The 25,242-nt window shown below is 72.8% G+C and carries 19 protein-coding genes; 13 read left to right on the top strand and 6 right to left on the bottom strand.

Annotated features, from left to right (window positions below; genetic code table 11):
* Window positions 1–240: 240 nt before the first annotated feature.
* Entirely contained in the window at window positions 241–1,392 is a 1,152-nt protein-coding gene (locus OG927_RS30175) for an AI-2E family transporter (protein ID WP_319109075.1), read from the bottom strand.
* Between the two features lie 532 nt (window positions 1,393–1,924).
* Here OG927_RS30175 and OG927_RS30170 point away from each other — a divergent pair.
* From OG927_RS30170 to OG927_RS30130, 9 genes are all read left to right on the top strand, one after another.
* On the top strand, window positions 1,925–2,338 hold the full coding sequence (locus OG927_RS30170; RefSeq protein ID WP_056800300.1) for a phage holin family protein: 414 nt from the start codon (window positions 1,925–1,927) through the stop codon (window positions 2,336–2,338).
* Window positions 2,335–2,817, top strand: a complete 483-nt coding sequence (locus OG927_RS30165) for a DUF3618 domain-containing protein (RefSeq protein ID WP_330321113.1) — start codon at window positions 2,335–2,337, stop codon at window positions 2,815–2,817. The genes OG927_RS30170 and OG927_RS30165 overlap by 4 nt, the downstream gene beginning before the upstream one ends.
* The gene (locus tag OG927_RS30160) at window positions 2,814–3,080 is read left to right on the top strand and encodes a DUF4235 domain-containing protein (protein ID WP_056800306.1); all 267 of its coding nucleotides are present in this window, start codon (window positions 2,814–2,816) and stop codon (window positions 3,078–3,080) included. Before OG927_RS30165 ends, OG927_RS30160 begins: the two co-directional genes overlap by 4 nt.
* Before the next feature lie 761 nt (window positions 3,081–3,841).
* Complete coding sequence (locus OG927_RS30155; protein WP_330321112.1) at window positions 3,842–6,664, top strand: PQQ-dependent sugar dehydrogenase; 2,823 nt, start codon at window positions 3,842–3,844, stop codon at window positions 6,662–6,664.
* Window positions 6,661–8,418 (top strand): ThuA domain-containing protein, encoded by a 1,758-nt coding sequence (locus tag OG927_RS30150; protein WP_330321111.1) that lies wholly within the window; start codon window positions 6,661–6,663, stop codon window positions 8,416–8,418. Before OG927_RS30155 ends, OG927_RS30150 begins: the two co-directional genes overlap by 4 nt.
* A 211-nt stretch (window positions 8,419–8,629) precedes the next feature.
* Window positions 8,630–9,277 (top strand): DedA family protein, encoded by a 648-nt coding sequence (locus OG927_RS30145; RefSeq protein WP_057573665.1) that lies wholly within the window; start codon window positions 8,630–8,632, stop codon window positions 9,275–9,277.
* Between the two features lie 156 nt (window positions 9,278–9,433).
* On the top strand, window positions 9,434–10,675 hold the full coding sequence (locus tag OG927_RS30140; RefSeq protein WP_330321110.1) for a lycopene cyclase family protein: 1,242 nt from the start codon (window positions 9,434–9,436) through the stop codon (window positions 10,673–10,675).
* Window positions 10,672–11,400 carry a class I SAM-dependent methyltransferase gene (locus tag OG927_RS30135; RefSeq protein WP_330321109.1) on the top strand — a complete coding sequence of 243 codons (729 nt, stop codon included), beginning with the start codon at window positions 10,672–10,674 and terminating at the stop codon, window positions 11,398–11,400. Before OG927_RS30140 ends, OG927_RS30135 begins: the two co-directional genes overlap by 4 nt.
* On the top strand, window positions 11,397–12,956 hold the full coding sequence (locus OG927_RS30130) for an NAD(P)/FAD-dependent oxidoreductase (protein ID WP_209471779.1): 1,560 nt from the start codon (window positions 11,397–11,399) through the stop codon (window positions 12,954–12,956). Before OG927_RS30135 ends, OG927_RS30130 begins: the two co-directional genes overlap by 4 nt.
* 62 nt (window positions 12,957–13,018) lie before the next feature.
* On the opposite strand, the gene OG927_RS30125 is transcribed toward OG927_RS30130, so the two are convergent.
* From OG927_RS30125 to OG927_RS30105, 5 genes are all read right to left on the bottom strand, one after another.
* Window positions 13,019–14,020, bottom strand: coding sequence for a DUF5914 domain-containing protein (locus OG927_RS30125; protein WP_330321108.1), 1,002 nt, complete (start codon window positions 14,018–14,020; stop codon window positions 13,019–13,021).
* The gene (locus tag OG927_RS30120) at window positions 14,017–15,048 is read right to left on the bottom strand and encodes a phytoene/squalene synthase family protein (RefSeq protein WP_330321107.1); all 1,032 of its coding nucleotides are present in this window, start codon (window positions 15,046–15,048) and stop codon (window positions 14,017–14,019) included. Before OG927_RS30120 ends, OG927_RS30125 begins: the two co-directional genes overlap by 4 nt.
* Window positions 15,045–16,571: a phytoene desaturase gene (locus OG927_RS30115; protein ID WP_330321106.1), complete on the bottom strand. Its 1,527-nt coding sequence runs from the start codon at window positions 16,569–16,571 to the stop codon at window positions 15,045–15,047. The genes OG927_RS30120 and OG927_RS30115 overlap by 4 nt, the downstream gene beginning before the upstream one ends.
* Before the next feature lie 25 nt (window positions 16,572–16,596).
* A complete protein-coding gene (locus OG927_RS30110) occupies window positions 16,597–17,889 on the bottom strand; it encodes a polyprenyl synthetase family protein (RefSeq protein ID WP_330321105.1) in 1,293 nt (430 codons plus the stop codon).
* A gap of 360 nt (window positions 17,890–18,249) precedes the next feature.
* The gene (locus OG927_RS30105; protein ID WP_056800326.1) at window positions 18,250–18,924 is read right to left on the bottom strand and encodes a Dps family protein; all 675 of its coding nucleotides are present in this window, start codon (window positions 18,922–18,924) and stop codon (window positions 18,250–18,252) included.
* A gap of 600 nt (window positions 18,925–19,524) precedes the next feature.
* Here OG927_RS30105 and OG927_RS30100 point away from each other — a divergent pair.
* From OG927_RS30100 to OG927_RS30085, 4 genes are all read left to right on the top strand, one after another.
* Window positions 19,525–20,625 (top strand): LacI family DNA-binding transcriptional regulator, encoded by a 1,101-nt coding sequence (locus OG927_RS30100; protein WP_124280385.1) that lies wholly within the window; start codon window positions 19,525–19,527, stop codon window positions 20,623–20,625.
* 62 nt (window positions 20,626–20,687) lie between these two features.
* Window positions 20,688–22,301: an FAD-dependent oxidoreductase gene (locus tag OG927_RS30095; RefSeq protein WP_124280386.1), complete on the top strand. Its 1,614-nt coding sequence runs from the start codon at window positions 20,688–20,690 to the stop codon at window positions 22,299–22,301.
* A gap of 190 nt (window positions 22,302–22,491) precedes the next feature.
* Entirely contained in the window at window positions 22,492–24,621 is a 2,130-nt protein-coding gene (locus tag OG927_RS30090) for a hydantoinase/oxoprolinase family protein (protein WP_330321104.1), read from the top strand.
* Entirely contained in the window at window positions 24,618–25,238 is a 621-nt protein-coding gene (locus tag OG927_RS30085) for a hypothetical protein (protein WP_330321103.1), read from the top strand. Before OG927_RS30090 ends, OG927_RS30085 begins: the two co-directional genes overlap by 4 nt.
* The last annotated feature ends 4 nt before the right edge of the window (window positions 25,239–25,242 follow it).

Genomic DNA, 25,242 nt, shown 5'->3' with positions numbered 1-25,242 from the left:
CCAGCGCGGAAACCGACACCCGCCGACCGTGGCCGCGTGGCCCTCCCGACGGGCGGGAGCCCGCACACGGCACGGTCGGCGCCGGGGGCACGCCCGAGGTCTGCCGCTGCGCATCGATACGACCGCGCGCGGGCCGGCCCGCCGTATCGCCCCTGCGGCGCGGCAATCGATGTGCCGGACCGGGCGACGGCCGGCTCCGACCGCCACCCGGCTCGGACCGCAGGAACGATCCAGGACCTTCTACGCCGAGGAGCCGACGGCACTCGGTGCGGCATCCGGGTCCGGCTCCGAGTCCGGCTCCGGGCCGGGGTCCGACAGCGGGTCCGGGCCGGGAACGCTGAGCTGCTCGCGCAGGTAGTTCCAGGCCACCGCGAACAACGCGGCAACGGGTACGGCGAGCAGGCTGCCCACGATGCCGGCGAGACTGCCGCCCAACGTCACAGCCAGCAGGACCACCGCGGCATGGAGCCCGAGCCCACGACTCTGGATCATGGGCTGGAACACATTGCCCTCGAGCTGCTGCACCACGATGATGACCGCCAGCACGATCAACGCATCGGTCGGACCGTTCGACACCAGGGCGATGAGCACCGCGACGAAACCGGCGAACAGTGCGCCCACGATCGGAACGAAGGCGGACACGAAGGTCAGCACGGCCAGCGGGAGCACGAGCGGCACTCCCACGACCCACAGGCCGAGCCCGATGAGGACGGCGTCGAGCAGGCCGACGTACGCCTGTGACCGCACGAAGCCGCCCAGGGTCTCCCAGCCACGGGCCGCGACAGTCGGAACATCGGTCGCGAGCCGGCCGGGCAGCTGACGCGCGAGCCAGGGCAGGAACCGGGGCCCGTCCTTGAGCATGAAGAACATGAGGAAGACCGCCAGGACGGCCGTGACCACGCCGTTGACCACCGTGCTCACCCCGGTGACGACCGTGGTCACCATGCTGCCGACGCTGTCCTGGATGCGGGCGGTCGCGGAGTCGAACGCACCGGTGATCTGATCGTCGCCGATGTTCAGCGGCGGCCCGGACGCCCATTCGCGCAGCCGCTGGATGCCTTCGACCACACCATCGGCCAGCTCACCCGACTGGGAGGCCACCGGCACCGCGATCAGCGCTACGACCCCCACGGCGACCAGGAGAAACAGCACCGTCACCACGGAAGCCGCGAGGGCGGGGGGCCATCCGAGTCTGCGCAGGTACCGCGTTATGGGCCAGGTCAGCGTGGTCAGCAGCAAGCCGACTACGAGCGGCCAGATGACCGACCACATGCGACCCAACAACCACACCGTCACCGCGGCCATGACAAGGACGAGAAGCAACTCCCCCGAGACACGTGCCGACACGCGGAGGGCGGCGCGGGTCTTGGTGGAACTCAACGTGAAAGACATGGGGGTCACCCTATGGGCCGCCGCTCCCTCCGCCGACCGCCCCCACCAGGAGCCCACCGGACACGGGGCGTTGACCGTTCAGCCCGGCCCCGGAGGTGACCCGCGCGGGTGTCGTCGGGCTCCCGGTAAGCGGACCGGAGACGGGCGCACCCTGATGTCACGCTCTCCGGCAGGCACGCGCGATCCGATGCCGTTCCGGTACTTCCCCGCTCTTCCTCACTTTCGCACTCCTGGCCCTCCCGGACCGGCCGCCGGTCCCCTCACCCCGGCCATGCGGAGCACGGCCGTGAAGGCTGCCCCCGGGCGGTTACGACGGCGTGGGCCGAGGCTCTTCCCGGCGGCATGGGTGTTGAGCCGGTCCCGGGGTAGTCGAGCCGAGACACCGGCAGACACGACGCAAAGAGGAGCTTTCGTCATGAAGGGCTCGCTTCGAGGCGGACGACACGGGGCAAACCGGTTGACCGGCCCGTCGGACGCTCCGAGCCGGCCGCCGAGGTTTCCAACAGATCGAGTGAGGCAAGGTGACCCAGCGATGAGTACGGCAGAGCAGCAGAAACACGCCACCGACGAACCGGTGAGCGTGCTGGTTTCGCGGGCCTCGCAGCAGATTTCGGAGCTGGTACGCGAGGAGATGCAGCTGGCCCGGGCGGAGATGACCGAGAAGGGCAGGCACTTCGGGAAGGGCGGCGGTCTCTTCGGCGCAGCCGGCCTCGTCGGCATCCTGGCGGCCCAGGCTCTGATCGTGACCTGTATCGCGGCCCTCGCGCTGGTACTGCCGGTATGGGCGTCCGCCCTGATCGTCTCAGCGGTACTGGCGGCAGTGGCGACTACGGCCGCCCTGGCCGGAAAGAAGCAGATCGCCGAGGCCGGCTCACCCACCCCCGAACAGACCGTCGACAGCGTCAAGGCCGATCTGGCCGAGATCAAGGAAAGGGCACACCGATGAACAACGAAGAGTCCCGGACCAACATAGGCACTCCCGTCCCCGACGCCTCCAGTCCCGAGAAGCTGCGTGAGCAGGTCGAGCACACCCGCGACGAACTCGGGCACACCGTCGAGGCCCTGGCCGCCAAGGCCGACGTGAAGGCACAGGCGAAGGAGAAGGCGGCCGCCGCGAGGGAACAGGCCTCGGAGAAGGCCGCCCTGGTGGCCGACCAGATCCGCGGGAAGACGGAGCAGGCCACGCAACTCGTCAAGGACAGGACGCCCGATCCCGTCCTGGAGAAGACGGCCCAGGCAGCGGCCCAGGTACGGGAGTCCGCGACCCGGGCAGGACAGTACGTGGCGGACAAGGCTCCCGATCCGCTGCTCGAGAAGGCCGACCGGGCCGCGTCGCTCGCGCGGGCCAACCGCACCCCGCTCCTCCTGGGCGGCGCGCTGCTCGCCGCCTTCCTGCTGGTGCGCCACAGCCGGGGAAATCGATGAAGGCGTCCACGATCGCGTACAAACCGGTCGGGCTGGCCCTCGGCGCGGCGGGCGGCCTGATCGCGACCGCCGTGTTCAAGCAGGCGTGGAAGGTCATCGAGGGTGAGGGCGACGCCCCCGACGCAACGGACGAAGACCGTTCCTGGCGGCAGATCATGCTCGCCGCCGCCCTCCAGGGCGCCATCTTCGCCGTGGTCAAGGCCTCGATCGATCGATCGGGTGCCGTGGCCACGCGGCGACTCACGGGCACCTGGCCGGGGTGACCCGCCGCAGTGCCGGCCCCGTGCCCCCGGGAGGGGCACGGGGCCGCCCGGCTGCCGCCTCTCCGACGGCTCCCCCGGCGATCTCGTCGACGGCCCCGTGAACCTCGTCGCGCGCCCCACACGCCTGCTCGGCACCGATCCGCCCTCCCGATCACGAGCCGCAGGCCTTCACACCGTGGGGCGACGACTCACCGCCCTTGGCCCGGCCCCGGCGAACGGGACCGCACGGTGGCGCCGGGCCGCTGAGGCGTGACAACTGCCGTGCACAGCAGCCGTATCGAGGTGACCGCGTCCGGCGACAGCTTGCAGCAGCGGCCGCGGAACGCGCACCCGGCGAGCCGGACGGCTGGTCGCGCGGCTGACCTGAGAAGGCGAGCGCGCTGCACGCGGCTGCACGTCCGCCGAGGCCCCGCCCCGGCGGTCCGGCCGACCCATGGGTGGGCGTCGCGACGGCCCCGAGAGGTCGGCGGGCCCGGTGGTCGCACCACCGACTCCATGCTGTGGACCGGCATGTGGGATCGCCGTGGATTCCTCCGGCGACCCAGGAGCCCACCCAGCAGCTTTGTCCCGCTACTAGAGAAAGTTGCGACCCGGCGCGTCAAAGGGGTATCTGGCCGGTGTAAAAGCCATTACCTTCCTGATCTGAACCGGACGACAAGGACCGGGTGCCCTCCCCTCCCCCTGTGGGCACCCGGTCCTCCCCGGCGCGACGGCGCGCGCCTGTGCTCCACCTCGACCCCGTCACCATACGGAGGATTCGCGTGCACAGGAGACCCACCCGACCCCTCGCGGCGCTCGTCTGCACCCTGCTCATCGCCGCGGGCGCCCTCACCGCACAGCAGACACCGGCCGAAGCGGCACCGGCGGCCGCAGAGGAATTCCAACAGGTCACCCTCGCCAAGGGGGTGGCCGAGACCGGTGAGCCGATGACGCTCGCCGTCCTGCCCGACAGGTCCGTCCTCCACACCTCGCGGGACGGCACCCTCCGCCTCACGGACGCCGCCGGCGCCACCGCGGTCGCCGGCAAGCTGGACGTCTACTCGCACGACGAGGAAGGCCTGCAGGGCGTCGGAGTGGACCCGGGGTTCGCCACGAACCGGTTCGTCTACCTCTACTACGCCCCGAAGCTCTCGACTCCCGCGGGGGACGCCCCCGCGAACGGCTCCGCGGCGGATTTCGCACTGTTCGACGGCGTCAACCGGCTCTCACGCTTCGTCCTCACGACGAGCGGCAAGCTCGACACCGCCACCGAGAAGAAGATCCTCGACGTTCCAGCGAGCCGCGGCCTGTGCTGCCACGTCGGCGGCGACATCGACTTCGACGCCCAGGGCAACCTGTACCTCTCCACCGGCGACGACAGCAACCCCTTCGCCTCCGACGGCTACGCCCCCCTCGACGAGCGGTCCGACCGCAACCCCGCCTACGACGCCCAGCGTTCGTCGGGCAACACCAACGACCTGCGCGGCAAGGTGCTGCGCATCAAGGTCGGCGCGGACGGCGGCTACTCCGTCCCGCCGGGCAACCTCTTCGCTCCCGGCACCGCGAGGACCAGGCCGGAGATCTACGCCATGGGCTTCCGCAACCCGTTCCGGATGAGCGTCGACAAGCCCACCGGTGTCGTCTACGTCGGTGACTACGGCCCCGACGCGGGGACCGCCAACGCCTCCCGGGGGCCCGCGGGCCAGGTCGAGTTCAACCGGATCACCACAGCGGGCAACTACGGCTGGCCCTACTGCACCGGCAAGAACAACGCCTATGTCGACTACGACTTCGCCACCTCCACATCCGGCTCCGCCTTCTCCTGTTCCGCGCCGAGGAACACCTCGCCGAACAACACCGGCCTGACCGACCTGCCTCCGGCCCAGCCCGCCTGGATCCCCTACGACGGCGGCTCCGTACCCGAGTTCGGCAGCGGTTCGGAGTCACCCATGGGCGGCCCCGTGTACCGCTACGACGCGGCGTCGGCCTCCGCGGTCAAGTTCCCCGAGAGCTTCGACGGCGACTTCTTCGCCGGTGAGTTCGGCCGCAAGTGGATCAAGCGCGTCGAGCAGGGCGCCGACGGAACCGTGCAGTCGATCAACGCGTTCCCCTGGCAGGGCACCCAGGTCATGGACATGGCGTTCGGTCCGGACGGTGCGCTGTACGTCCTCGACTACGGCACCGGGTACTTCAACGGTGACGCCAACAGTGCGCTCTACCGCATCGAGAACGTCAGCGGAGGGCGCTCACCGCTCGCCAGGGCCACCGCCGACCGCACCTCGGGCAAGGCCCCACTCACGGTCCAGTTCTCCTCCGCGGGCAGCTCCGACCCCGACGGCGACCCCCTCGGCCACGCCTGGAAGTTCGGCGACGGAGGCACCTCGACCGCGGCGAACCCGGCGCACACCTACACCGCCAACGGCCGTTACACCGCGGAGCTGACGCTCTCCGACGGAACCGGGAACACCGCGACCGCCTCCGTCGTCGTCACCGTCGGCAACACGGCGCCGACGGTCCGCCTGGAGCTTCCGGCCGACGGCGCCATCATCGACCCGGGCGCCGCCGTCCCCTTCAAGGTGACCGTCACCGACCCCGAGGACGGCACGATCGACTGCTCCAGGGTCAAGGTCACGTTCATCGTCGGCCACGACAGCCACGGCCACCCGCAGACCTCCGCCACCGGCTGCTCCGGCACCGTACAGACCATCGCCGACGGTGAACACGACCCCAACGCGAACATCTTCGGCGTCTGGGACGCCGAATACACCGACAAGGGGGCGAACGGCCAGCCCGCCCTCACCACCCACGACCAGAACATCAGCCAGGGCAGCAAGCGCCAGGCCGAGCACTACGGCGGCTCCGCCGGCGTGACGGTCATCGACAAAGCGGCGGCGAACGGCGGGAAGACGGTCGGGACCATCGACAACGGTGACTGGATCTCCTTCGAGCCGTACATCCTCGGCAACGCCACCTCGCTGACCGCGAGGGTCTCCTCCGGCGGCAGCGGGGGCACCCTGGAGGTCCGGACCGGCTCCCCCACCGGCACCCTCATCGGCTCCGCGGCCGTCCCCGTCACCGGCGGCTGGGAGACGTTCCGGAACGTGACCGCGAACCTCACCGACCGCCCTTCCGGCACCACCACGCTCTACCTCGTCTTCAAGGGCGGCAGCGGATCCCTCTTCGACCTCGACGACTTCACGTTCAGCACCGGTGACACGCCCGCACGCAGCGGCCGGATCACGGGCTTCGGCGGCAAGTGCGTCGACGTCGCCAACGGGGCGAGCACGGACGGCACACAGATCCAGCTCTGGACCTGCAACCAGTCGGCGGCCCAGACCTGGACGATCGCCACGGACGACACACTGCGCGCACTCGGCAAGTGCATGGACATCAGCGGCGGCGCCACCGCCGACGGCACCAAGGTCCAGCTCTACGGCTGCAACAACACCGGCGCCCAGAAATGGGTACCGCAGCCCGACGGAACCCTGAAGAACCCGCAGTCCGGCAAATGCCTCGACGCATCCGGCGTCTCCTCGGCCGACGGCACCAGGCTCCACCTCTGGACCTGCCTCGCCGCCGCCAACCAGAAGTGGATCCTGCCATGAGCGGACGACTCGTACACCTCGCTGCCCGGGCCGTCTGCGGCCTGCTCGCGGCAGCCGCTCTGCCCGCGACCGCCTCCACGGCAGCCGAGGCCGGACCGGCCCCGTCCGCCCGCCCGGCGCCTGCGGTCGCCGACCCCGCGTACGACGTGCTGGTCTTCTCCAAGACCGCCGGTTTCCGCCACTCCTCCATCGACGAGGGCGTCGCCGCCCTGCGCGCGCTGGGGACCGCCAACAACTTCACCGTCACGGCGACGGAGGACGCCACCGCGTTCACCCCGGCCAACCTGGACGGCTACGAGAGCGTCGTCTTCCTCTCCACGACGGGCGACGTGCTGAACGCCGCCCAGCAGACCGCTTTCGAGGGCTACATCGCGGCGGGCGGAGGCTACGTCGGCATCCACGCGGCAGCCGACACGGAATACGACTGGAGCTGGTACGCGGGGCTGGCAGGCTCCCTGTTCCAGTCGCATCCGGCGATCCAGCCCGCGACGGTGAAGGTGGAGGACCGCGCCCACGACGCCACCGCCCATCTCGGCCCTGCCTGGCAGCGGACCGACGAGTGGTACGACTACCGCACCAACCCGCGCACCACCGCCCATGTGCTGGCCTCCCTCGACGAGTCCAGCTACAGCGGCGGTTCCATGGGCGGCGACCACCCCATCGCCTGGTGCAAGGACTATCAGGGCGGCCGCGCCTTCTACACCGGTGGCGGCCACACCGAGGAGTCCTACGCCGACCCGTCCTTCCGCCGCCATCTGCTCGGCGGCATCCGCTGGTCCGCCGGAACGACCGAGGCGGACTGCCGCCCGGAGACCGGCTACACCACGCTCTTCGGGACCGCGGGAACGACGGGCTGGAAGCAGGCCGGGCCGGGCTCCTTCGCGAACGCCGACTCCACCCTCACCTCACAGGGCGGTCTCGGAATGATGTGGTACCAGGCCAAGGAGTTCACCTCCTACTCACTGAAGCTCGACTGGCGGCAGGCCGGTGACGACAACTCCGGTGTCCTCGTCGGCTTCCCGGCCTCGGACGACCCCTGGTCGGCCGTCGACAACGGGTACGAGATCCAGATCGACGCCACGGACGCCCCGGACCGCACGACAGGCTCCGTCTACGGCTTCAGGTCCGCCGAAACGAACGCCCGCGACAGGGCGCTGAACCCTCCCGGCGAGTGGAACACCTACGAGATCCGGGTCGAGGGCGAGCGCCTGCGGGTGTACCTCAACGGAGTCGAGATCAACGACTTCACCAACACCGTCCCCACCCGCAGCCTCCGACAGGGACATATCGGCCTGCAGAACCACGGCGACGGCGACGACGTGTCCTTCCGCAACATCCGCATCAAGGAACTCGGAGGTACCACCGGCCCGAAGGCCGGCGCCATCACGGGCTTCGGCGGCAAGTGCGTCGACGTCGCCAACGGGGCGAGCACGGACGGCACACAGATCCAGCTCTGGACCTGCAACCAGTCGGCGGCCCAGACCTGGACGAACGCCACGGACGACACACTGCGCGCACTCGGCAAGTGCATGGACATCAGCGGCGGCGCCACCGCCGACGGCACCAAGGTCCAGCTCTACGGCTGCAACAACACCGGCGCCCAGAAATGGGTACCGCAGCCCGACGGAACCCTGAAGAACCCGCAGTCCGGCAAATGCCTCGACGCATCCGGCGTCTCCTCGGCCGACGGCACCAGACTCCACCTCTGGACCTGCCTCGCCGCCGCCAACCAGAAGTGGATCCTGCCCGGCTGAGCGGCCTCTCGACTCCGTCGTCACCTCGGGAGGCGGTGCCGGCGGATCCGGCCGCGACAGCGGTCCGGTGACGGCGGTGGGGCGCGACGCCGAAGCGCCCCGCCGCCGTTCTCCCAGGGAGGCGGCACGCCGTGCCGCTTCCCGACCTCGGCGTCGCGGTCCCCCGGCCGCTTCAGGATCGCTTCAGGTTGGGATCGCTACCGTGGTCCGCATGACCGACAGTGGCGTGACGCAGTGGGTGAACGACCTGATGGGCACCCTCGGGGCTCCAGGAGCCGGACTGGCCATCGCTCTGGAGAACCTCTTTCCGCCGTTGCCCAGCGAGGTGATCCTCCCGCTGGCCGGCTTCGCCGCGAGCACCGGCCGGATGAGCCTCCTCGCCGCCCTGGTGTTCACGACCCTCGGTTCGGTCGTCGGCGCCCTCGCGCTGTACGGGATAGGCGCCGCACTGGGCCGGGACCGGACGGTCGCCCTCGCGGCCAAGATCCCGCTGGTGAAGGTCACGGACATCGAAAGGACGGAGGCGTGGTTCGAACGCCACGGCACCAAGGCGATCTTCTTCGGCCGGATGATCCCGGTGTTCCGCAGCCTGATCTCCGTACCGGCGGGCGTCGAGCGCATGCCCCTGCCGATCTTCCTCACGCTGACCACCCTGGGCAGCGCGCTGTGGAACACGGCCTTCGTGCTGGCCGGATACTTCCTCGGAGCGCAGTGGGAGGTCGTCTCCACCTACGTCTCCGCCTACTCCAAGGTCGTTCTCGCGGCAGCCGTCATCGCGCTCCTGGTCTTCGTCTGGATCCGGGTGTCCCGAAGGTCCCACAAGCAGGAGGGTGGTGTCAGGGCCGGACGCACCGAATAGCGCGACCGGTCGGCTCCGCCGAAGGCCTGCGCCCCTGCCCGGCCCCGGTCCGCCGGGGCCGTTCCCTGTGATTCCCCCCGGACACCGGCGCGTCGTACACCTCCGACGGGCCGCACGGTGCGGAAGTATCGGTAGCCGCCAACCGAGAGGGGAGCCGTGCCCGACCCCGAAGTCGTCATCGTGGGTGGCGGTGCGGCCGGACTGAGCCTCGCGTACCGCCTCTGCGCGCCGGACGCCGCCACTCCCCTGTCGGTCGTCCTGGTCGACGCCCCGCCCGGGCCCCTGCGCCCGGCCCCGCGGACCTGGTGCTTCTGGGAGCCTCCCGGCGGGGCGTACGACTCCGTTCTGTCCGCCTCCTGGCAGCGGCTACGGGTGCGGGGTGCCGACGGTACGGCCACCGAGACCCGGCCCGCCCCCTTCCTGTACAAGATGCTGCGGTCGGACGCCTTCGAAGCGCACGTCCACCGGCGGCTCTCCCGCGCGGCCGGGTTCCGCAGGGTGGAGGCGACGGTGACCGCCGTACGCAGCACGCCGGACGGCGGCGAGGTCCTCGCCCGTGACGGGCGGGGCGCCGAGCTGGTTCTCCGCGCCCACCGCGTCTTCGACTCACGGCCGCCCAGCCGCCTGCCACCGGCCCGCACCGTCCTGCTCCAGCACTTCGCGGGCTGGTTCGTCCGCACCGGGCGTCCGCTCTTCGATCCGGCCACCGCCGACCTGATGGACTTCCGCACCCGCCAGCCCTCGCGAGGGCTCTCGTTCGGCTACGTCCTGCCCCTGGGACCCGACACCGCCCTGATCGAGTACACCGAATTCTCACGAGCCGCTCTGGACCCCGACGGCTACCGGCGCGCGCTGGACCACTACACCCAAGAGGTCCTGCGACTCGGGGAGTTCAGGATCATCGCCGAGGAGCGGGGCGTCATCCCCATGACGGACGGCCGCTTCCCGCGCCAGGACGGGCGGTCGGTCTTCCGCATCGGAACCGCCGGAGGCGCCACCCGCCCGTCCACCGGCTACACGTTCGCGGCGGTGCAGCGGCAGAGCCGGGCCGTCGCCGCGTCCGTGCGGGCCGGCCGCGCCCTGCGGATGCCGGCGCCCCACGGTGCCCGGCCGCGCGCCATGGACGCGGTCATGCTGCGTGCCCTGGACAGCGGCCGCATCGACGGCGCCGAGTTCTTCACCCGCCTCTTCCGAGACGTCCCCGGTGAGCGGCTGCTCCGGTTCCTGGACGGCGGCACCCGCCTCCACGAAGACCTCCTGATCGGTCTGCGGACACCGGTCGCCCCCATGCTGCGGACCGCCCTCGAGCTCCCCTTCCGGTCCAGACGCGCACCGGACACCGAACATCCGGCCCCTCCCACGCCCCGACCAACCGGTCACGAGGAGAGCACCCCATGACCCTGTTGCGCGGCGCCGCACTGTCCGCCGCCTTCGATCGCGGCTCCGCCTCCTACGACCGCCTCGTCGCGGTCAGCCCCGGCTACCACGCCCATCTGCGCCGCTCCGCCCGCCGTCTGGGGCTGCCGAACGGCGGCGACGGACTGCGTGTGCTGGACCTGGGGTGCGGTACGGGCGCCTCCACGGCCGCGCTCCTCGCCGCGGCCCCGCACGCCCGGATCACCGGCGTCGACGCCTCGGCGGGCATGCTGGACCGGGCTGCCGGGAAGCGCTGGCCGGACACCGTCGAGTTCCTGCACGCCCCGGTGGAGGAGCTGGCCGGCCGCTTCGATCCGGGCTCCTTCGACGCGGTGTTCGCGGGGTACCTCTTCCGCAACCTCACCGACCCGGACGCCACGCTGGCCGCGGTGAGCGGCCTGCTCACCCCCGGCGGCCGGCTCGGCGTGCACGAGTACACGCTCGGCGGTTCGCCGGTCCATCGCCTCGTGTGGCACGCGGTCTGCGGCGCCGTCGTGCTGCCCGCGGGACGTCTCGCCGGAGACGCGGGGCTCTACGACCACCTCCGGCGCAGCGTCGTCGGCTTCGACACGGCGCCCGCGTTCGCGGGCCGCCTGCGCAGGGCCGGGTTCTCCTCCGTACGTGTGCTCCCGCTGCCCGGCTGGCAGACCGGGATCACCCACACCTTCGTCGCACGGGCCACCAGCAGTGCGGAGGGACGGGCATGACAGAGTTCCGGGCCAGGGGTACGGGCCACCGGCGCGGCCGGGACCGCCGGGCCGCCGTCGTGCACGCGCCGCAAGGGCGAGCCCGGTTCGCGGCGCAGGCGCCCGCGGTGGCGGTCGTGGGCGGCGGGATCGCCGGGATCGCGGCGGCCACGCTGCTCGCCGAGCGCGGCGCTCACGTCACCCTGTACGAGCGCGAGCCGGCTCTCGGCGGACGGCTGTCGGGCTGGCCGACGCGGCTCTCCGACGGCACGACCGTGACCATGAGCCGCGGCTTCCACGCGTTCTTCCGGCAGTACTACAACCTGCGCGGCCTGCTGCGCCGGGTGGATCCCGGGCTGGACTCGCTGACCCCGCTCCCGGACTACCCCCTGTGGCACAGCTCCGGGCTGTGCGACAGCTTCGCCCGGGTGCCACGCACTCCTCCGCTCAGCGCCCTGGGGTTCGTCGCGCTGAGTCCCACCTTCGGCCTGCGGGACCTTCTGCGCATGAACCCCCGCGCCGCACTGCCGCTGCTGGACGTCCGGGTGCCCGGGGTCTACGACCGGCTCGACGGCATCAGCGCCCACGACCTCCTGACGCGCATCCGCTTCCCGGAAGCGGCCCACCACCTGGCCTTCGAGGTGTTCTCTCGCAGCTTCTTCGCCGATCCGCGCGAACTGTCCGCGGCGGAGCTGGTGCTGATGTTCCACATCTACTTCCTCGGCTCCAGCGAAGGGCTGCTCTTCGACGTGCCCGACGAGCCGTTCCCGACGGCGCTGTGGGACCCGCTGCGGCGCTACCTGGAGGGCCACGCCGCCCGCGTGCGTACCGGGACACCGGTCCGGCGGGTGACCCCGCGCGCCGACGGCGGCCTCGACATCGCCACCGACGCACGCACCACGCGGTACGACGCCCTCGTCCTGGCCCTGGACAGCGGCGGCCTGCGCCAGGTCGTCGCCGCCTCACCCGGGCTGGGCGACGCCGCGTGGCGGTCGCGGATCGGCCGGCTGCGCACCGCCCCGCCGTTCCTGGTCTCGCGGCTGTGGCTGGACCGGCCGGTGGCGGCCGACCGGCCCGGTTTCCTCGGGACCAGCGGCTACGGGCCGCTGGACAACGTCAGTGTCCTGGACCGCTGGGAGGGCGAGGCGTCCCGGTGGGCGCGCCGTACGAAGGGCTCGGTCATCGAGCTGCACGCCTACGCCGTGCCACCGGAGGCCGAACGCGCCGCCGTACAGAGGGCCGCGCTGCAGCGGCTGTACGAGGTCTACCCGGAGACGCGGAGCGCCAGGATCGTCGACGAGCGTCATGAATGGCGGGCGGACTGCCCGATGTTCCCGGTCGGCGGCTACCGCGACCGGCCGGGCGTACGCACCCCGGACCCCGCCGTCACGGTCGCCGGGGACATGGTCCGCACGGAGCTGCCGGTGGCCCTGATGGAACGCGCCGCGACAAGTGGTTTCCTCGCCGCGAGCGCCCTGCTGGAGCGTTGGGGCGTGCGCGGGCAGACGCTCTGGACCGTACCGCGGGCCGGCCGCTCCGCGGTCCTGCGGCGGCTCGCCGCACTGGAGGCCGGCTGACGCGTTCCGGCCGCAGCCGCCGGCCGGGCGGCCCGGGTTCGCACGCACCCGGGCCCACCCCGTCAGCCAGGGAACCGCCCGCTGTCGCGCAGCTCCCAGCGCCTCTCCGCATACGCCAGGTCGTCCCGCCACAGCCGGCCGGCCGAGGCCCTCATCAGCGGGCGCCACAGCCGCGCGGTCGCCCGCGCGACGGCGAACCCCCTGCGGTCGGAGGCGGCGAGCAGTGCCTCGGTCACCGCGGTGCGCGGCCTGCCGTCGCCGTCCGGGGTGAGCGGCGTGGCGTGCGTCTCCACCACCGACCCCTCGCCCTCACCCTCGACGATGTGCATCACGACCGTACGGGGCCCGGGCGCCGTGAAGCGGGCCCGGACCGGCACCACCACCCGCCCGGCCACCTTGAACGACACGTCGACGGCGAAGCCGTCGTCGTCCGCTCCGCCCCCGGGCGTACCGGTCACCTTCAGGTCCACGAAGGAATAGGGGTGGAACCACGCCCCGTGCCACGGGTCCAGGCGATTCGCCACCACGTCCTCCGGCTCGCACCTGCCCACGCCCTCGTACACGGCGTCGACGGCCTCCCGGACCCCGGGGCGGGGCGGCACGAAGGGCCGTTCGGACGGGCTCTCGCCGCCCACCGCGTCCAGCCGCACCCAGAGCAGGACGCCGTCGTCGAAGGCCGGGTAGGGCTCCCAACCCGCCACCGGCCCGCCGTCCAGGGCCATCCCGTGCCAGTGGCAGATCAGGGTGCCGCAGCGCACGGGGCTGTCGCGCAGGGGCGCCCCCAGGTGCGGGCAGGCACCCGGTCCCGCGCGGAGCCGGCCCCCGGCGTCACGCCAGGCGACCACTTCGGTGCCCGCGACGGTGACCCCGGCCGGACTGCCGGGAGCGAGCGCGCGCGAGCCGCCGATCACGTACCAGTTTCCCGACGGACGGCCGCGGGCCCGTTTCAGGGCGTCGGCGATGAGCCCCGGCCGGGCCTCGCGCCAGGTGGGGGCCTGCCGCTCCCACGGGACGGGGTCGCGACGCAGCCGCAGCGGGACGCGCCACCGGCCGGCAGCACTCATGCCGCCCCCTCCTCCACCGGCCGCACCGCACGGGGCGGCCGGTACCGGGCATCGCGGCCGGTCTCCGCGCTCCCTCCCCACGACGCCCCCGCTGATCGGTGCAACACGCGGTACGCGACCGCGCGCACCAGCCCGTCGAACGCCACGGTCGCCCGCCTGCCGCGGGACACCACCGCCCGCCGGTGCAGGACGGCGTACCCGTCTGCCTCGATCGCGTCGAGGATGCCGCTGTAGAGCACGAACGCCGTGCGGATGCAGGGCCGCGACACCGGGGACAGCATGGCCAGTCCGGGCAGCGCCTGCCGGTACACCGCGCGGTTGTGCGCCGCGGCGGCCCGCAGGACGTCGGTGATCCGGGAGTCCCGGGCCCCGGTGCGGCGGCTCCACTCGAACCGCCGCCGGTCCACCCCGTACGCGGTCAGCAGATCCGCGGGCAGGTACAGCCGGCCCCGGTCGAGGTCCTCACCCACGTCCCGAAGGAAGTTGGTGAGCTGGAACGCGACGCCGAGCGCGGCCGCGTGCGGCGCGGCCTCCTCCCTCGGCACCACCGTGCCGAGCACCGGCAGCATCTGCAGACCGATGACCGCGGCCGACCCGTGCATGTAGCGCCCGAGTTCCTCGTACGAGGCGTAGCCGCCGACCGTCAGGTCGCTGCGCATGGACGAGAGGAACTCGGTGAAGTGCCGGTGGTCGATGCCGTACCGGCCCGCGGTGTGGGCGAGCGCGAGGATCACCGGTTCGGTGGTCCCGCCCTGCCGCAGCCCCGCGTCCAGCTGGGCCTCCAGAGCGAGCAGCGCGCGGGCCCGCTCTCCGGAGGTGGCACCGCTCTCCAGGTCGTCCACGATGTCGTCCGCCCACCGCGCGAAGCCGTACAGCGCGTGGACGGCCGGCCTGCGGTCGACGGGGAGCAGCCGCGTCGCCAGGAAGTACGTCCTGCCGTGCCGCGCGTTGAGCCCGCGGCAGTGGGTGTACGCCGCGCGGAGGGCGGGATCGTGGATGCCCGCTGCGTCGAGTTCACGGCCGGTCATGCGTGAGCCCCTTTCGGAACGGAACGCGCCGCGTCGAGGGTGGGGCGGGGCCCTGTGATCCTCGCCGCGGCCAGCTTCCCGGAGATCAGTACGGTCGGTACGCCGACGCCCGGCGTGGTTCCGCAGCCCGCCAGGACCGCGTTGGCCGTGCCGCGCACCAGGTTGCGCGGGCGGAAGGGGCCCGTCTGGGGGAAGGTGTGGGCCACGGAGAACGGGGTGCCCGCCGCGTGGCCCTGGGCGCTCCAGTCGGCGGGGGTGATCAGTGCTTCCTCCTCGATCGCCGCGCCGAGGCCGGGCATCTCCCGGCGTTCGAGTTCGGCCAGCAGCTCGTCCCGGTAGCGGGGTGCCAGCTCACCCCACTGCCTGACGCCCGGTCCGATGTCGGTGTTCGGGCACGGCGCGAGCACGTAGTGGAGGTGCTTGCCCGGCGGGGCGAGCGAGGCGTCGGCAGCGGTGGGCCGGGTGATGAGGAGCGAGGGATCCGACATCAGCCTTCCGGTCCGGGTGAGTTCACGGAAGGTGCCCTTCCAGGCCGCGCCGAACGAGATCGTGTGATGCGCCAGGTCCGGCCAGGTGCGGTCCGTCCCCGCGTGCAGGATCACCGCCGACGGCGAGTGGCGCAGCGGCAGGGCCCGGCGCGGGCTGCGGTCCAGCAGCCGGTAGCTGACGGGCAGGTCGGGCGTCAGCACCACGGCGTCGCAGGGGATCCGCTCCTGGTCGGTGATCACGGCGGTGACGCGTTCGCCCGAGCGCTCGAGCCGGGTGACGGTCCGGCCGTAGCGGAGGTCCGCGCCCGCCTCCCGCGCCGACTCGGCCATCGCGCGGGGCAGGGCGTGCATGCCGCCCCGCGGGAAGTACACCCCGGCGATCGTGTCCATGTAGGCGATGACCGCGTAGGCGGCCAGTGCCCGGGCCGGCGGCACACCGGCGTACAGGGCCTGGAACGAGAAGACCCGGCGCAGCCGTTCGTCCGACACGAAGCGCCCGATCCGGGCGTCGAGGCGGCCGAAGCCCCCGAGGGCGGCCAGCCGCACCAGGTCGGGGTGCAGAAGCTGCAACGGCGAGTCGAAGTTGGCGTCGATGAAGCGCCGCATCTGCACCCGGTAGAGACGCTCCAGCCAGATCCGCAGCCGTCGGTAGCCGGCCGCCTGCGCGGACCCCGCGAACTCCTCCACCGCCGCTTCCATCGCGGCTCCGTCGGTGTGGACGTCCAGCTGTGTCCCGTCGGCGAACCGGGCCCTGTACGCGGGGTCGAGCCGGACCAGGTCCAGCCGGTCGACCATCCTGTGGCCGACCGCCGCGAAGGCCTCCTCCACCAGGTCCGGCATGGTCAGCACGGTCGGGCCGGTGTCGATGCGGAAGCCGCCCTTCTCCAGGAGCCCCGCCCGGCCGCCGGGAACCTCCTCCCGTTCGACCACCGTGACCCGGCGGCCCGCGCCGAGGAGGTGAAGCGTCGCAGCCAGCCCCGCGAGCCCGGCGCCGACCACCACCACGTGGTCGACGGGACCCTTGACCGTGATCACCTGTCGTCTCCTCCTTCTGCTGTGGTCAGGGTCCTTGCGGCGGACCGGTCGGCGGCGCACCGCCACGGGCCCCGGAGGCGGCGGGGGCGGGGGCGGAGTGGACCGGGGCCGCGGAGATCGTGCGCAGCAGCTCGAGCAGTTGGCGGCCCCCCTGCGCACGGACGTCGACGGTCTCGGCCACCCGGCGCGCGGCGTGCTCTCCGAGGCGGTCCGCGTTCCGCTCCACATGGGCCCGCGCCCCGGTCGCGTCGAACACGCCGCGTACGGCGGCGAGTCCTTCCCTGGTAAGTTCCCCGTTGCCCACCGCACCGTCGAGCACGGCCAGCGCCTTCTTGTCGTCCGCGGCGGCGGCGCGGGTCCGCGCGACGGCCAGGAGGTAGGTCGGCTTGCCCTCGCGGATGTCGTCCCCGGACGGCTTTCCGGTCTGCGCCGGGTCCCCGAAGACCCCGAGGAGATCGTCACGGAGCTGGAAGGCGATGCCCGCGGCCCGGGCGGCCGAGCGCAGGGCTGCCGTGGTGCGCTCGTCGGCACCGGCGAGGGCCGCCCCGATCGCCAGCGGGCGCTCCACCGAGTACAGGGCGCTCTTGAGGCAGGCAGTCCGTATGGCACGGGCGGCGGAGCCACCACCGGTGACCTGGCCGTGCAGGTCCAGATACTGTCCGGCGACCATCTCGGTCCTCATCGCACGCCAGATGCTCCGGATCCGGTGGTGCGCGGAGGTGGCCGGCGTGGTGTCGGCGACGGTGTCGTCGGCCCAGGCCAGCGCGAGGTCCCCGACCAGTACCGCGGCCGAGGTGCCGTACGACGCACCCCACTCGGAGTCCGGTGAGAGGCCCGCCCGGGTGGCGAGACCGATGTGCACGGCGGGCCGCCCCCGGCGCAGCCGCGAGCGGTCCATCACGTCGTCGTGGACGAGGGCGCAGGTCTGGATGAGTTCGAGCGCGACCCCCATGCGCAGGGCGGCTTCGACCGACGCGGCGTCCCCGCCGCCACAGGCGCGCATCCCCCACCACACGAGCCGGGGGCGGATCCGCTTGCCGCCCTCCAGCGTGAAGTCGGCCACTCGCCGGGCAAGGTCGTCGGAGAAGGAGGGATCGAGCTCCGAGGCCTCCCTGACCCGTTCTCCCAGGATCGTCCGGGCCGTACGCAGCACGGCCCCGACCACATCGGCGTCCACGGCCCCGGCCTCGTGGAGCGGCGGACCGTCGTCCGGTCCGGGGCCGTAGGCGTGCGGGGCAGCGACCCGGCCGGTGCCGACGGGCCCCGCCGGTGGGGGGTGCTCGTCGGAGGAGTGCTCCACGGCCTGGGTACGGGCCATCTCACGTCCTTCCGGTGGGGCGCGAACGGTTCGTCGTCCTTGCCGTCCGCACGCCTTTCGGATGCGGTGCACGGATCGACTGTTCGGGGCGGGGTGCGAACACGCACACGAGGGGCCGGTGCTGACAGACGATCACGGCAGAGGACGCGCCCGAGTGTGAAACACCCGGGCGACCGCCGCCCCCGCCCGTTCGGCCCACTCGGGAACATGCGTACGCGTCGGGACCGGGCGGGGGGTACCACCGGGGGCGGTGCCCCGCGGTGAGCTCAGCCACGCAGCACTTCCACGCGGGCGTGGAGGGAGCCGGAGCCGGAGGTGTCCGGACGCGGTCCGCCACCGGGCATCGCGAGGGCCGGGCCCTCAGCGCGTGGTGCGCTTGCTCGCCGTCGTCTTCTTGGCCGCCCGCTTGACGGTCTTCTTCGCCGCCGGGGGCAGCGCCGTCTTCTTGGCCGGCGTGCGCTTCGCGGCGGCCTTCTGCGGCGCGGCACGGCGGGCCGCCTGCTCCTCCGTGGTGGCACCGGCGTTCGAGAGCGAGCCGGAACCGCTCTCCAGGTGGGCCCGGACGAACCACTGGAACTGCTCAAGCCCCCTCAGGTGTTCGATGAGGAGGTCCTCGGTGATGGGGTCGATCCCGCCCGCCTCCTGCACGGCCCGGCGGTGGTCCTCGATGATGCCGGTGTAGACCAGGTCCAGCGCGCCGAGGTGGGCGATGGCGTCGGCGCGGCCCACGCTGTAGTCGTCCCAGGTGCGCTCCGCGACCAGGGCGCCGGGCGTGCCGTGCGGTTCGCCGCCGAGCGCGGAGATGCGCTCGGCGGCCGAGTCGGCCATCTCCCGTACGGCGGCGGTCTGCGGGTCGAGCATCTCGTGGACGGCGATGAAGTGCGGGCCCACCACGTTCCAGTGGATGTGCTTGAGGGTGAGTGCCAGGTCGTTGAGGGCGTGCAGCCGCAGCGTCAGCAGATCGATGACCTGGCGCCCCTCGTCGAGGCCGAGGCCGGGGACGGTGTAGCGGGGGGCGGAAGCGGAGGGGGACATATAGCTCCTTCAACGATGAACGGCTCATGGTGCTCCGGGATGGTTCTCAGCGTTCTTCTGCCCTGCCCGGACGCGCTCTCACGCTTGCCCGCCCGGTAACCCTCGGACGGCTGCGGCACAGGGAGGTACGTGCGGTCCTCCCGGGTACCTCCCTCCGTGGACCGCACGTGGGGCCGCGGGGTGCCGTCGGCCGCACGTGGTCGGTGCGGCCCGGGGACGTACGCGATCAGCGGGTGCGGCCGGCCGGGAGCGCGGCACAGGTGGCCCGCTCCTCCTCGGGCGCCCCCCGGGCAGGTGCCGTGCGCGTGCCCGGGGACTGCCCCCCCGTGGAGAGCCGGCGGCCTACCGGCACGTCCCGTACGGGTGGTGGCGTCCTCGTGCGCGGCCCCTGGGCCCCGGTCGCACCGCGGCGGGAGAGGTGCCGCGCGGCGGGTACCGCGCGTGTGCCGGGTCCGGCGGTCACTTCCCGAAGTCCCCGAACTGCCGTCCCCGGAAGGGCCGGAAGAAGTCTTGCGCGATCTCTTGACCGCTGCGGGCCGGAGGTCCACAGTACTCGTTAATGCGCATTAGTAATACGCATTAACGATCCGGAGGAACACCGTGGAAGAACCCAGGCAGCGGGCCAGGCCCGGCCGGACGCCCGCACCCGCGGGCCGCACGTCCCGGCCTCGGCAGGCCGAGGTCGCGCGGCTCGCCGGGGTCTCGCAGGCCACGGTCTCGCTGGTGCTCGGGGCGCGGAAGCAGGGCGCCACGATCTCCGAGGAGACCCGGCAGAAGGTCCTCGACGCGGTGCGTACCCTCGGCTACGTTCCCGATCCGGCGGCCAGCCGGCTGGCCGCCGCACGCAACAACCTGCTCGGGGTCTTCAGCTTCACCTCCACCTTCCCGACCGACGTGCAGCACTCGTACTACCCGTTCCTGGTCGGCGTCGAGCAGGAGGCGGCGGCCCGCGGCTACGACCTGGTGCTCTTCACCGGTTCCAGCACAGGCGGGGCCGGGGCAGCCGGGCCCCACGCCCTCAACCGGGTGCGGCTCGCCGACGGCTGTCTCTTCCTGGGGCGCCACGCGCCCGCCGACGAGCTGCGGCGGCTGGTCGCCGACGGCTTCCCCGTGGTCCATCTGGGCCGCAGGGACGAGCTGGAGGGGCTGGCCTGGGTCGGGGCCGACTACATCAGTGCCGGCCAGGAGGTCGTCGCGCACCTCGCCGCCCTGGGACACCGGCGCATCGTGCTCGTACGGGAGGACGACGAGGCCCCCGCGTCCACCGACCGTGAACACGGCTTCCTCAAGGGCCTCGAGGAGGCAGGGCTGCCCGGCGGCCCCGCGGCCGTCTTCCGCTCCGCCGACCCGGAGCGCGACCTCACCGCGGAGCGTCTGCGCGGCTGGCTCGACGACGGGGTGACGGCGTTCGTCGCGGAGGAGACCGACACCGGCGATGCCTGGCGGGCCCTGCACGGCACCGCGCACTTCGTCGGCATCGACGCGCCGCGCGACGCCTCGCTCGCACTGCTCGGCAGTCCGCCCCCGGACCTGGCGGACGGCCCCTCCCCCACCGGATTCGACGTCCCCCGGCCCCAGTTGGGCGCGGCCGCGGTGCGCATGCTCGCCGCGCTGGTGTCCGGGGAGAAGACGAGGGAACCCCTCGTGGCCTGCACCTTCCGGCCCGGCTCGACGGCGGGCCCGCCACCCGTCCGCCCCTGACCCGGCCCCGGGCCGGTATCGCTTCACCGCACCGAAGCACATCCAGCACTCCAAGGAGAACCGTGACATCCGAACCCGACATCCTCATCGTGGGCGCCGGCCTCGGCGGCGTGGCCGCCGCCCTCGCCGCCTGCCGGGCGGGGCGCTCCGTCGTCCTCACCGAGGAGACGGACTGGATCGGCGGCCAGCTCACCTCGCAGGCGGTCCCGCCGGACGAGCACCCGTGGGTCGAGGAGTTCGGGACCACCGCCTCGTACCGCACCCTGCGCGAGTCCATCAGGGACCACTACCGCCGCTGGTATCCGCTGCGCTCCGAGGCCCTGGCCCTCACCACCCTGAACCCGGGGGCCGGCCGCGTCAGCAAGCTGTGCCACGAGCCGCGCGTCGCGCTCGCCGTCATGGAGGCGATGCTCGCACCGCACCGCTCCTCCGGCCGTCTGACAGTCCTGACGGAGCACCGGCCCGTCGCCGCGGAGGCGGGCGCGGACGACACCGTACGGTCTGTCACGCTGGCGGACATCCGCGGCGGCGGACGTCGCACGGTCAGCGCCCGGTACGTCATCGACGCCACCGAGACGGGCGAGCTGCTCGAACTGGCCGGGGTCGAACACGTGATCGGCGCCGAGGCGCGGAGCGAGTTCGACGAGCCGCACGCCCCCGAGGAGGCCCAGCCCCTCAACCAGCAGGGCATCACGGTGTGTTTCGCGCTCTCCCACCACGAGGGCGAGGACCACACCATCGACCGGCCTGCCGACTACGACTTCTGGCGCTCCTACCGGCCGGACTTCTGGCCGGGCCCGCTGCTCGGCTTCCTCGCCCCCGATCCCCGCAGTCTGGAAGCCGTTCCGCGCACCTTCGTCCCCAACCCGGACCTCGATCCGCTCGACGTCAGCGCGGACCAGTCGGCCGACGCCGGCGACAAGGAACTGTTCGGCTTCCGCCGGATCCTGGCCCGCAAGCTCCACCGGCCCGGCGCCTTCGACTCAGACATCACCCTGGTCAACTGGCCGCTGAACGACTACTGGCTGAAGCCCCTGATCGGCGGCGGCGAGGAGACGTCGGCCGCCGCCCTGGCCGAGGCCCGCCAGCTGTCGCTGTCGGTCCTGTACTGGCTCCAGACCGAGGCGCCGCGCGCGGACGGCGGCCAGGGGTTCCCGGGCCTGCGACTGCGCCCGGACGTGACCGGCACCCCCGACGGCCTGGCCAAAGCACCGTACGTACGCGAGTCGCGCCGGATCAAGGCGGTCACCACCGTCACGGAACACGACGTCTCCATCGACATCGTCGGCCCGTACGGCGGCACCCGGTACCCGGACTCCGTCGGCGTCGGCAACTACCGCATCGACCTGCACCCCTCGACCGGCGGCGACAACTACATCGACATCGGCTCCGTGCCGTTCGAGATCCCGCTCGGTGCGCTGATACCCCGCCGGGTCCGCAACCTGCTTCCCGCCGGGAAGAACATCGGCACCACGCACATCACCAACGGCTGCTACCGGCTCCACCCGGTGGAATGGAACATCGGCGAGGTCGCGGGCGCACTGGCCGCGCACTGCCTCGCCGAGGACGTCGAGCCGCACCGGGTCCAGGCCGAGGACAAGCGGTTCGACGCGTTCGCCCGGGTGCTGGACCGCGAGGGCGTACAGCGCCACTGGCCCGACGTCCGCGGCTACTGATCCCACCACCGGGCGGCTCACGCCGCCCCGGACGACACCACCGCTTCACCGCACGGCTCCCGGAGTGACGGCGGAGCGCCGGGCGGGCGCAGCTCCACCTGTACCCGCCCGGCCCAGGGCCCCGGCCGTCTCACGACGGCCGGCCCTGCCGCCCTCGCCCCTGCCCACCCGCACAAGGAGGTGCCCAGCCATGAACACCCACCGCATCCGCGTCGGCATCGACGTGGGCGGAACCTTCACCGACGCCGTGGCCGTAGACGCCACGACCCTGAATCTGCTGGGGCAGGTGAAGGTTCCCACCAGCCACCACCACGAGGACGGGGTCGCCCACGGCATCGTCGAAGCTCTCGACCGCCTGCTCGAACAGACCGGCCACACCCCGCAGGACGTGACCTTCCTCGCCCACGGCACGACACAGGCTACCAACGCCCTCCTGGAGGGCGACGTCGCCACTGTCGGACTGATCGGCATAGGCGCAGGTCCGAGCGCGACGCTCACCCGCAGGCTGGCCGCGTTCCGAAAGCTGGAACTCACCCCGGGCAAGCGGCTTCCGCTCGTCTACGGGCATGTGGCCGACCCGGACGACGCGCCCGCCGTGGGTGCCGCCCTCGACGCGCTGGTCCGGGAGGGCGCCGAAGTCGTCGTCGCCAGCCAGCCGTTCAGCGTCGACCGCCCCGAGGGAGAGGACACCGTCGCCGCCGCGGCCGAGGAGCGGGGGCTGCCGACGACCGCCGCGCACGACATCACCTCGCTGTACGGGCTCCACAAGCGCACCCGGACCGCCGTGGTGAACGCCGCGATCCTGCCGCGCATGCTCGCCACCGCCGACCTCGTCGACGCCTCCATCACGAAGGCGGGTGTGAGCGCGCCGCTCATGGTGATGCGCTGCGACGGCGGAGTGATGTCGCTGGACGAAATGCGGCGCAGACCGCTGCTGACCGTGCTGTCCGGGCCGGCGGCGGGGGTCGCCGGCGCGCTCATGCAGGAGCGCATCAGCGAGGGCCTGTTCCTGGAGACCGGCGGCACGTCCACGGACATCAGTGTCGTGCGGCGGGGCAAGGTCGCCGTCCGGCACGCCACCATTCTCGGCAGGACGTCGTACCTGTCGGCGCTCGACGTCAGGACCGTCGGGGTCGGCGGCGGCTCGATGGTCCGTGTCGCGGGCGGCAGGATCACCGGCGTCGGACCGCGCAGCGCGCACATCGCGGGGCTGTCGTACGCCTGCTTCGCCGGCTTGGACGACCTGCGCGACGCGCAGGTCACCACGATCCGCCCGATGGACGACGACCCCGCCGACTACGCGGTGATCGACGCCGCAGGCGGGCGCTTCGCCGTCACCATGACCTGCGCGGCCAACGCCCTGGGACGGGTGCCGGACGGGGACTTCGCCCAGTGCGACCCGGCCGTGGCCGAGGCCGCGATCGCCCCGCTGGCCGCCCTGCTCGGCACGGACGTCGCCACGGCGGCAGCGAGGATCCTGGACGCGGGCACCGCACAGGTCAGGTCCGTGGTCGACGCGATGATGCGCGACTACCGCCTGGACAAGGACACCGCGGTGCTCGTCGGCGGAGGCGGAGGCGCTGCCTCCGTCACTCCCCACCTCGCGTCCGTCACCGGGCAGGAGGGCAGGATCGCCCGTCACAACGAGGTGATCAGCCCCATCGGTGTGGCCCTCGCCCTCATCCGGGAGCAGGTCGAACGCATCATCCCGGGGGCCGGCCAGGAGCAGATCCTGGCCGTGCGCGCCGAGGCGGAGGCCGCTGTCGTCGCCCAGGGCGCCGCAGCCGACGGTGTGGAGGTGGAGGTCACGGTCGATCCGCAGACCAGCACCGTGCGGGCCGTCGCGACCGGCGCCACCGAGCTGCGTACGCAGGACCGCGCCCACCGGGCCGACGAGACGGACCGGCTGCGCGCCGCCGCCGACAGTCTGAGAGCAGACCCGGCATCGGTGCGGATACTCGCGGGCACCCCCGCCCACACCGTGTACGGCACCGACGTGCGCCGCCGGTTCCGACCGGACCGCCACCCGGTGCGGGTCGTCGACGCGGACGGCGTCGTGCGGCTCCACGCACCGGACGCCCGGGTGGAGACCACCACGGTCGGGCGGGCCCCCGAAGTCCTCGCCGGTCTGGTGAAGGAGGCCACGTCGTACGGCGACGGCGGTGTCCGCGCCCCGGCACTGCGACTCCTGCTCGGCTCCCGGATCGCCGACCTGTCCGGTGTGCTGGACCCTCAGCCGCTGCTCGCGCTCGCCCGCAGCGAACTGCGCGCCCGCGCTGCCGACGAGCCCGTCGTCGCCGTCGTGGAGATACGCTCATGACGGCCGTCCCGCCCGGCCGGGGGGCACGCGCGGCGATGGAGGAACTCGCCGCTCTCGACGACGTCGAGTTCGGTGTGCGGCTGCTCGCGAACACCCCCACGCACGAGGGCCGCGACCCGGAGCTGCTGCGTCGCTGGGCGCGGGCGGCCGACGCGTACGGTTCGGCGCTCGCGCCCGCGGCCTCCACGGCCCGGGTGGTGGAGAGCGACGGCGGCCTGGCGAAGGGCCTCCTCGCGCGCTACACGTCCAAGCCGGTGCCGACCGTCGAACTGTTCACGGACACCCTGGCTCTCGCCGAGGAGCTGACGGACCGGCTCGGCTGGCGCCACTGGTACCCGGCCGGGTCGGTACGGGCGGCGGCCATCGCGCACGAGGCGGTGCACGAGCGGCTCCACCACGGTCAGGCGAAGAAGGACCTGAAGCTGGCTCTGGACCATGTCGTGCTGCGCGCGGGCCGTCACCGCCTGTACGGCCATGTCGCCGGCGCCGACGAGATCGCCGCCCATTCCCACGCCCGTACCGCCTGCGGTCTGGGCCGCAGCCCGCTCCTGCTGACGGCCGCCCTGGCCACCGCTGCCGAGCCGCAGCACGGATCCCCGCACGGAAGAGAGAAGTAACGCC

Origin of the sequence: Streptomyces clavifer (assembly GCF_036345975.1) — a bacterium.
Lineage (GTDB): Bacteria > Actinomycetota > Actinomycetes > Streptomycetales > Streptomycetaceae > Streptomyces > Streptomyces clavifer.
This window is presented reverse-complemented; position numbering and strand designations above follow the sequence as displayed.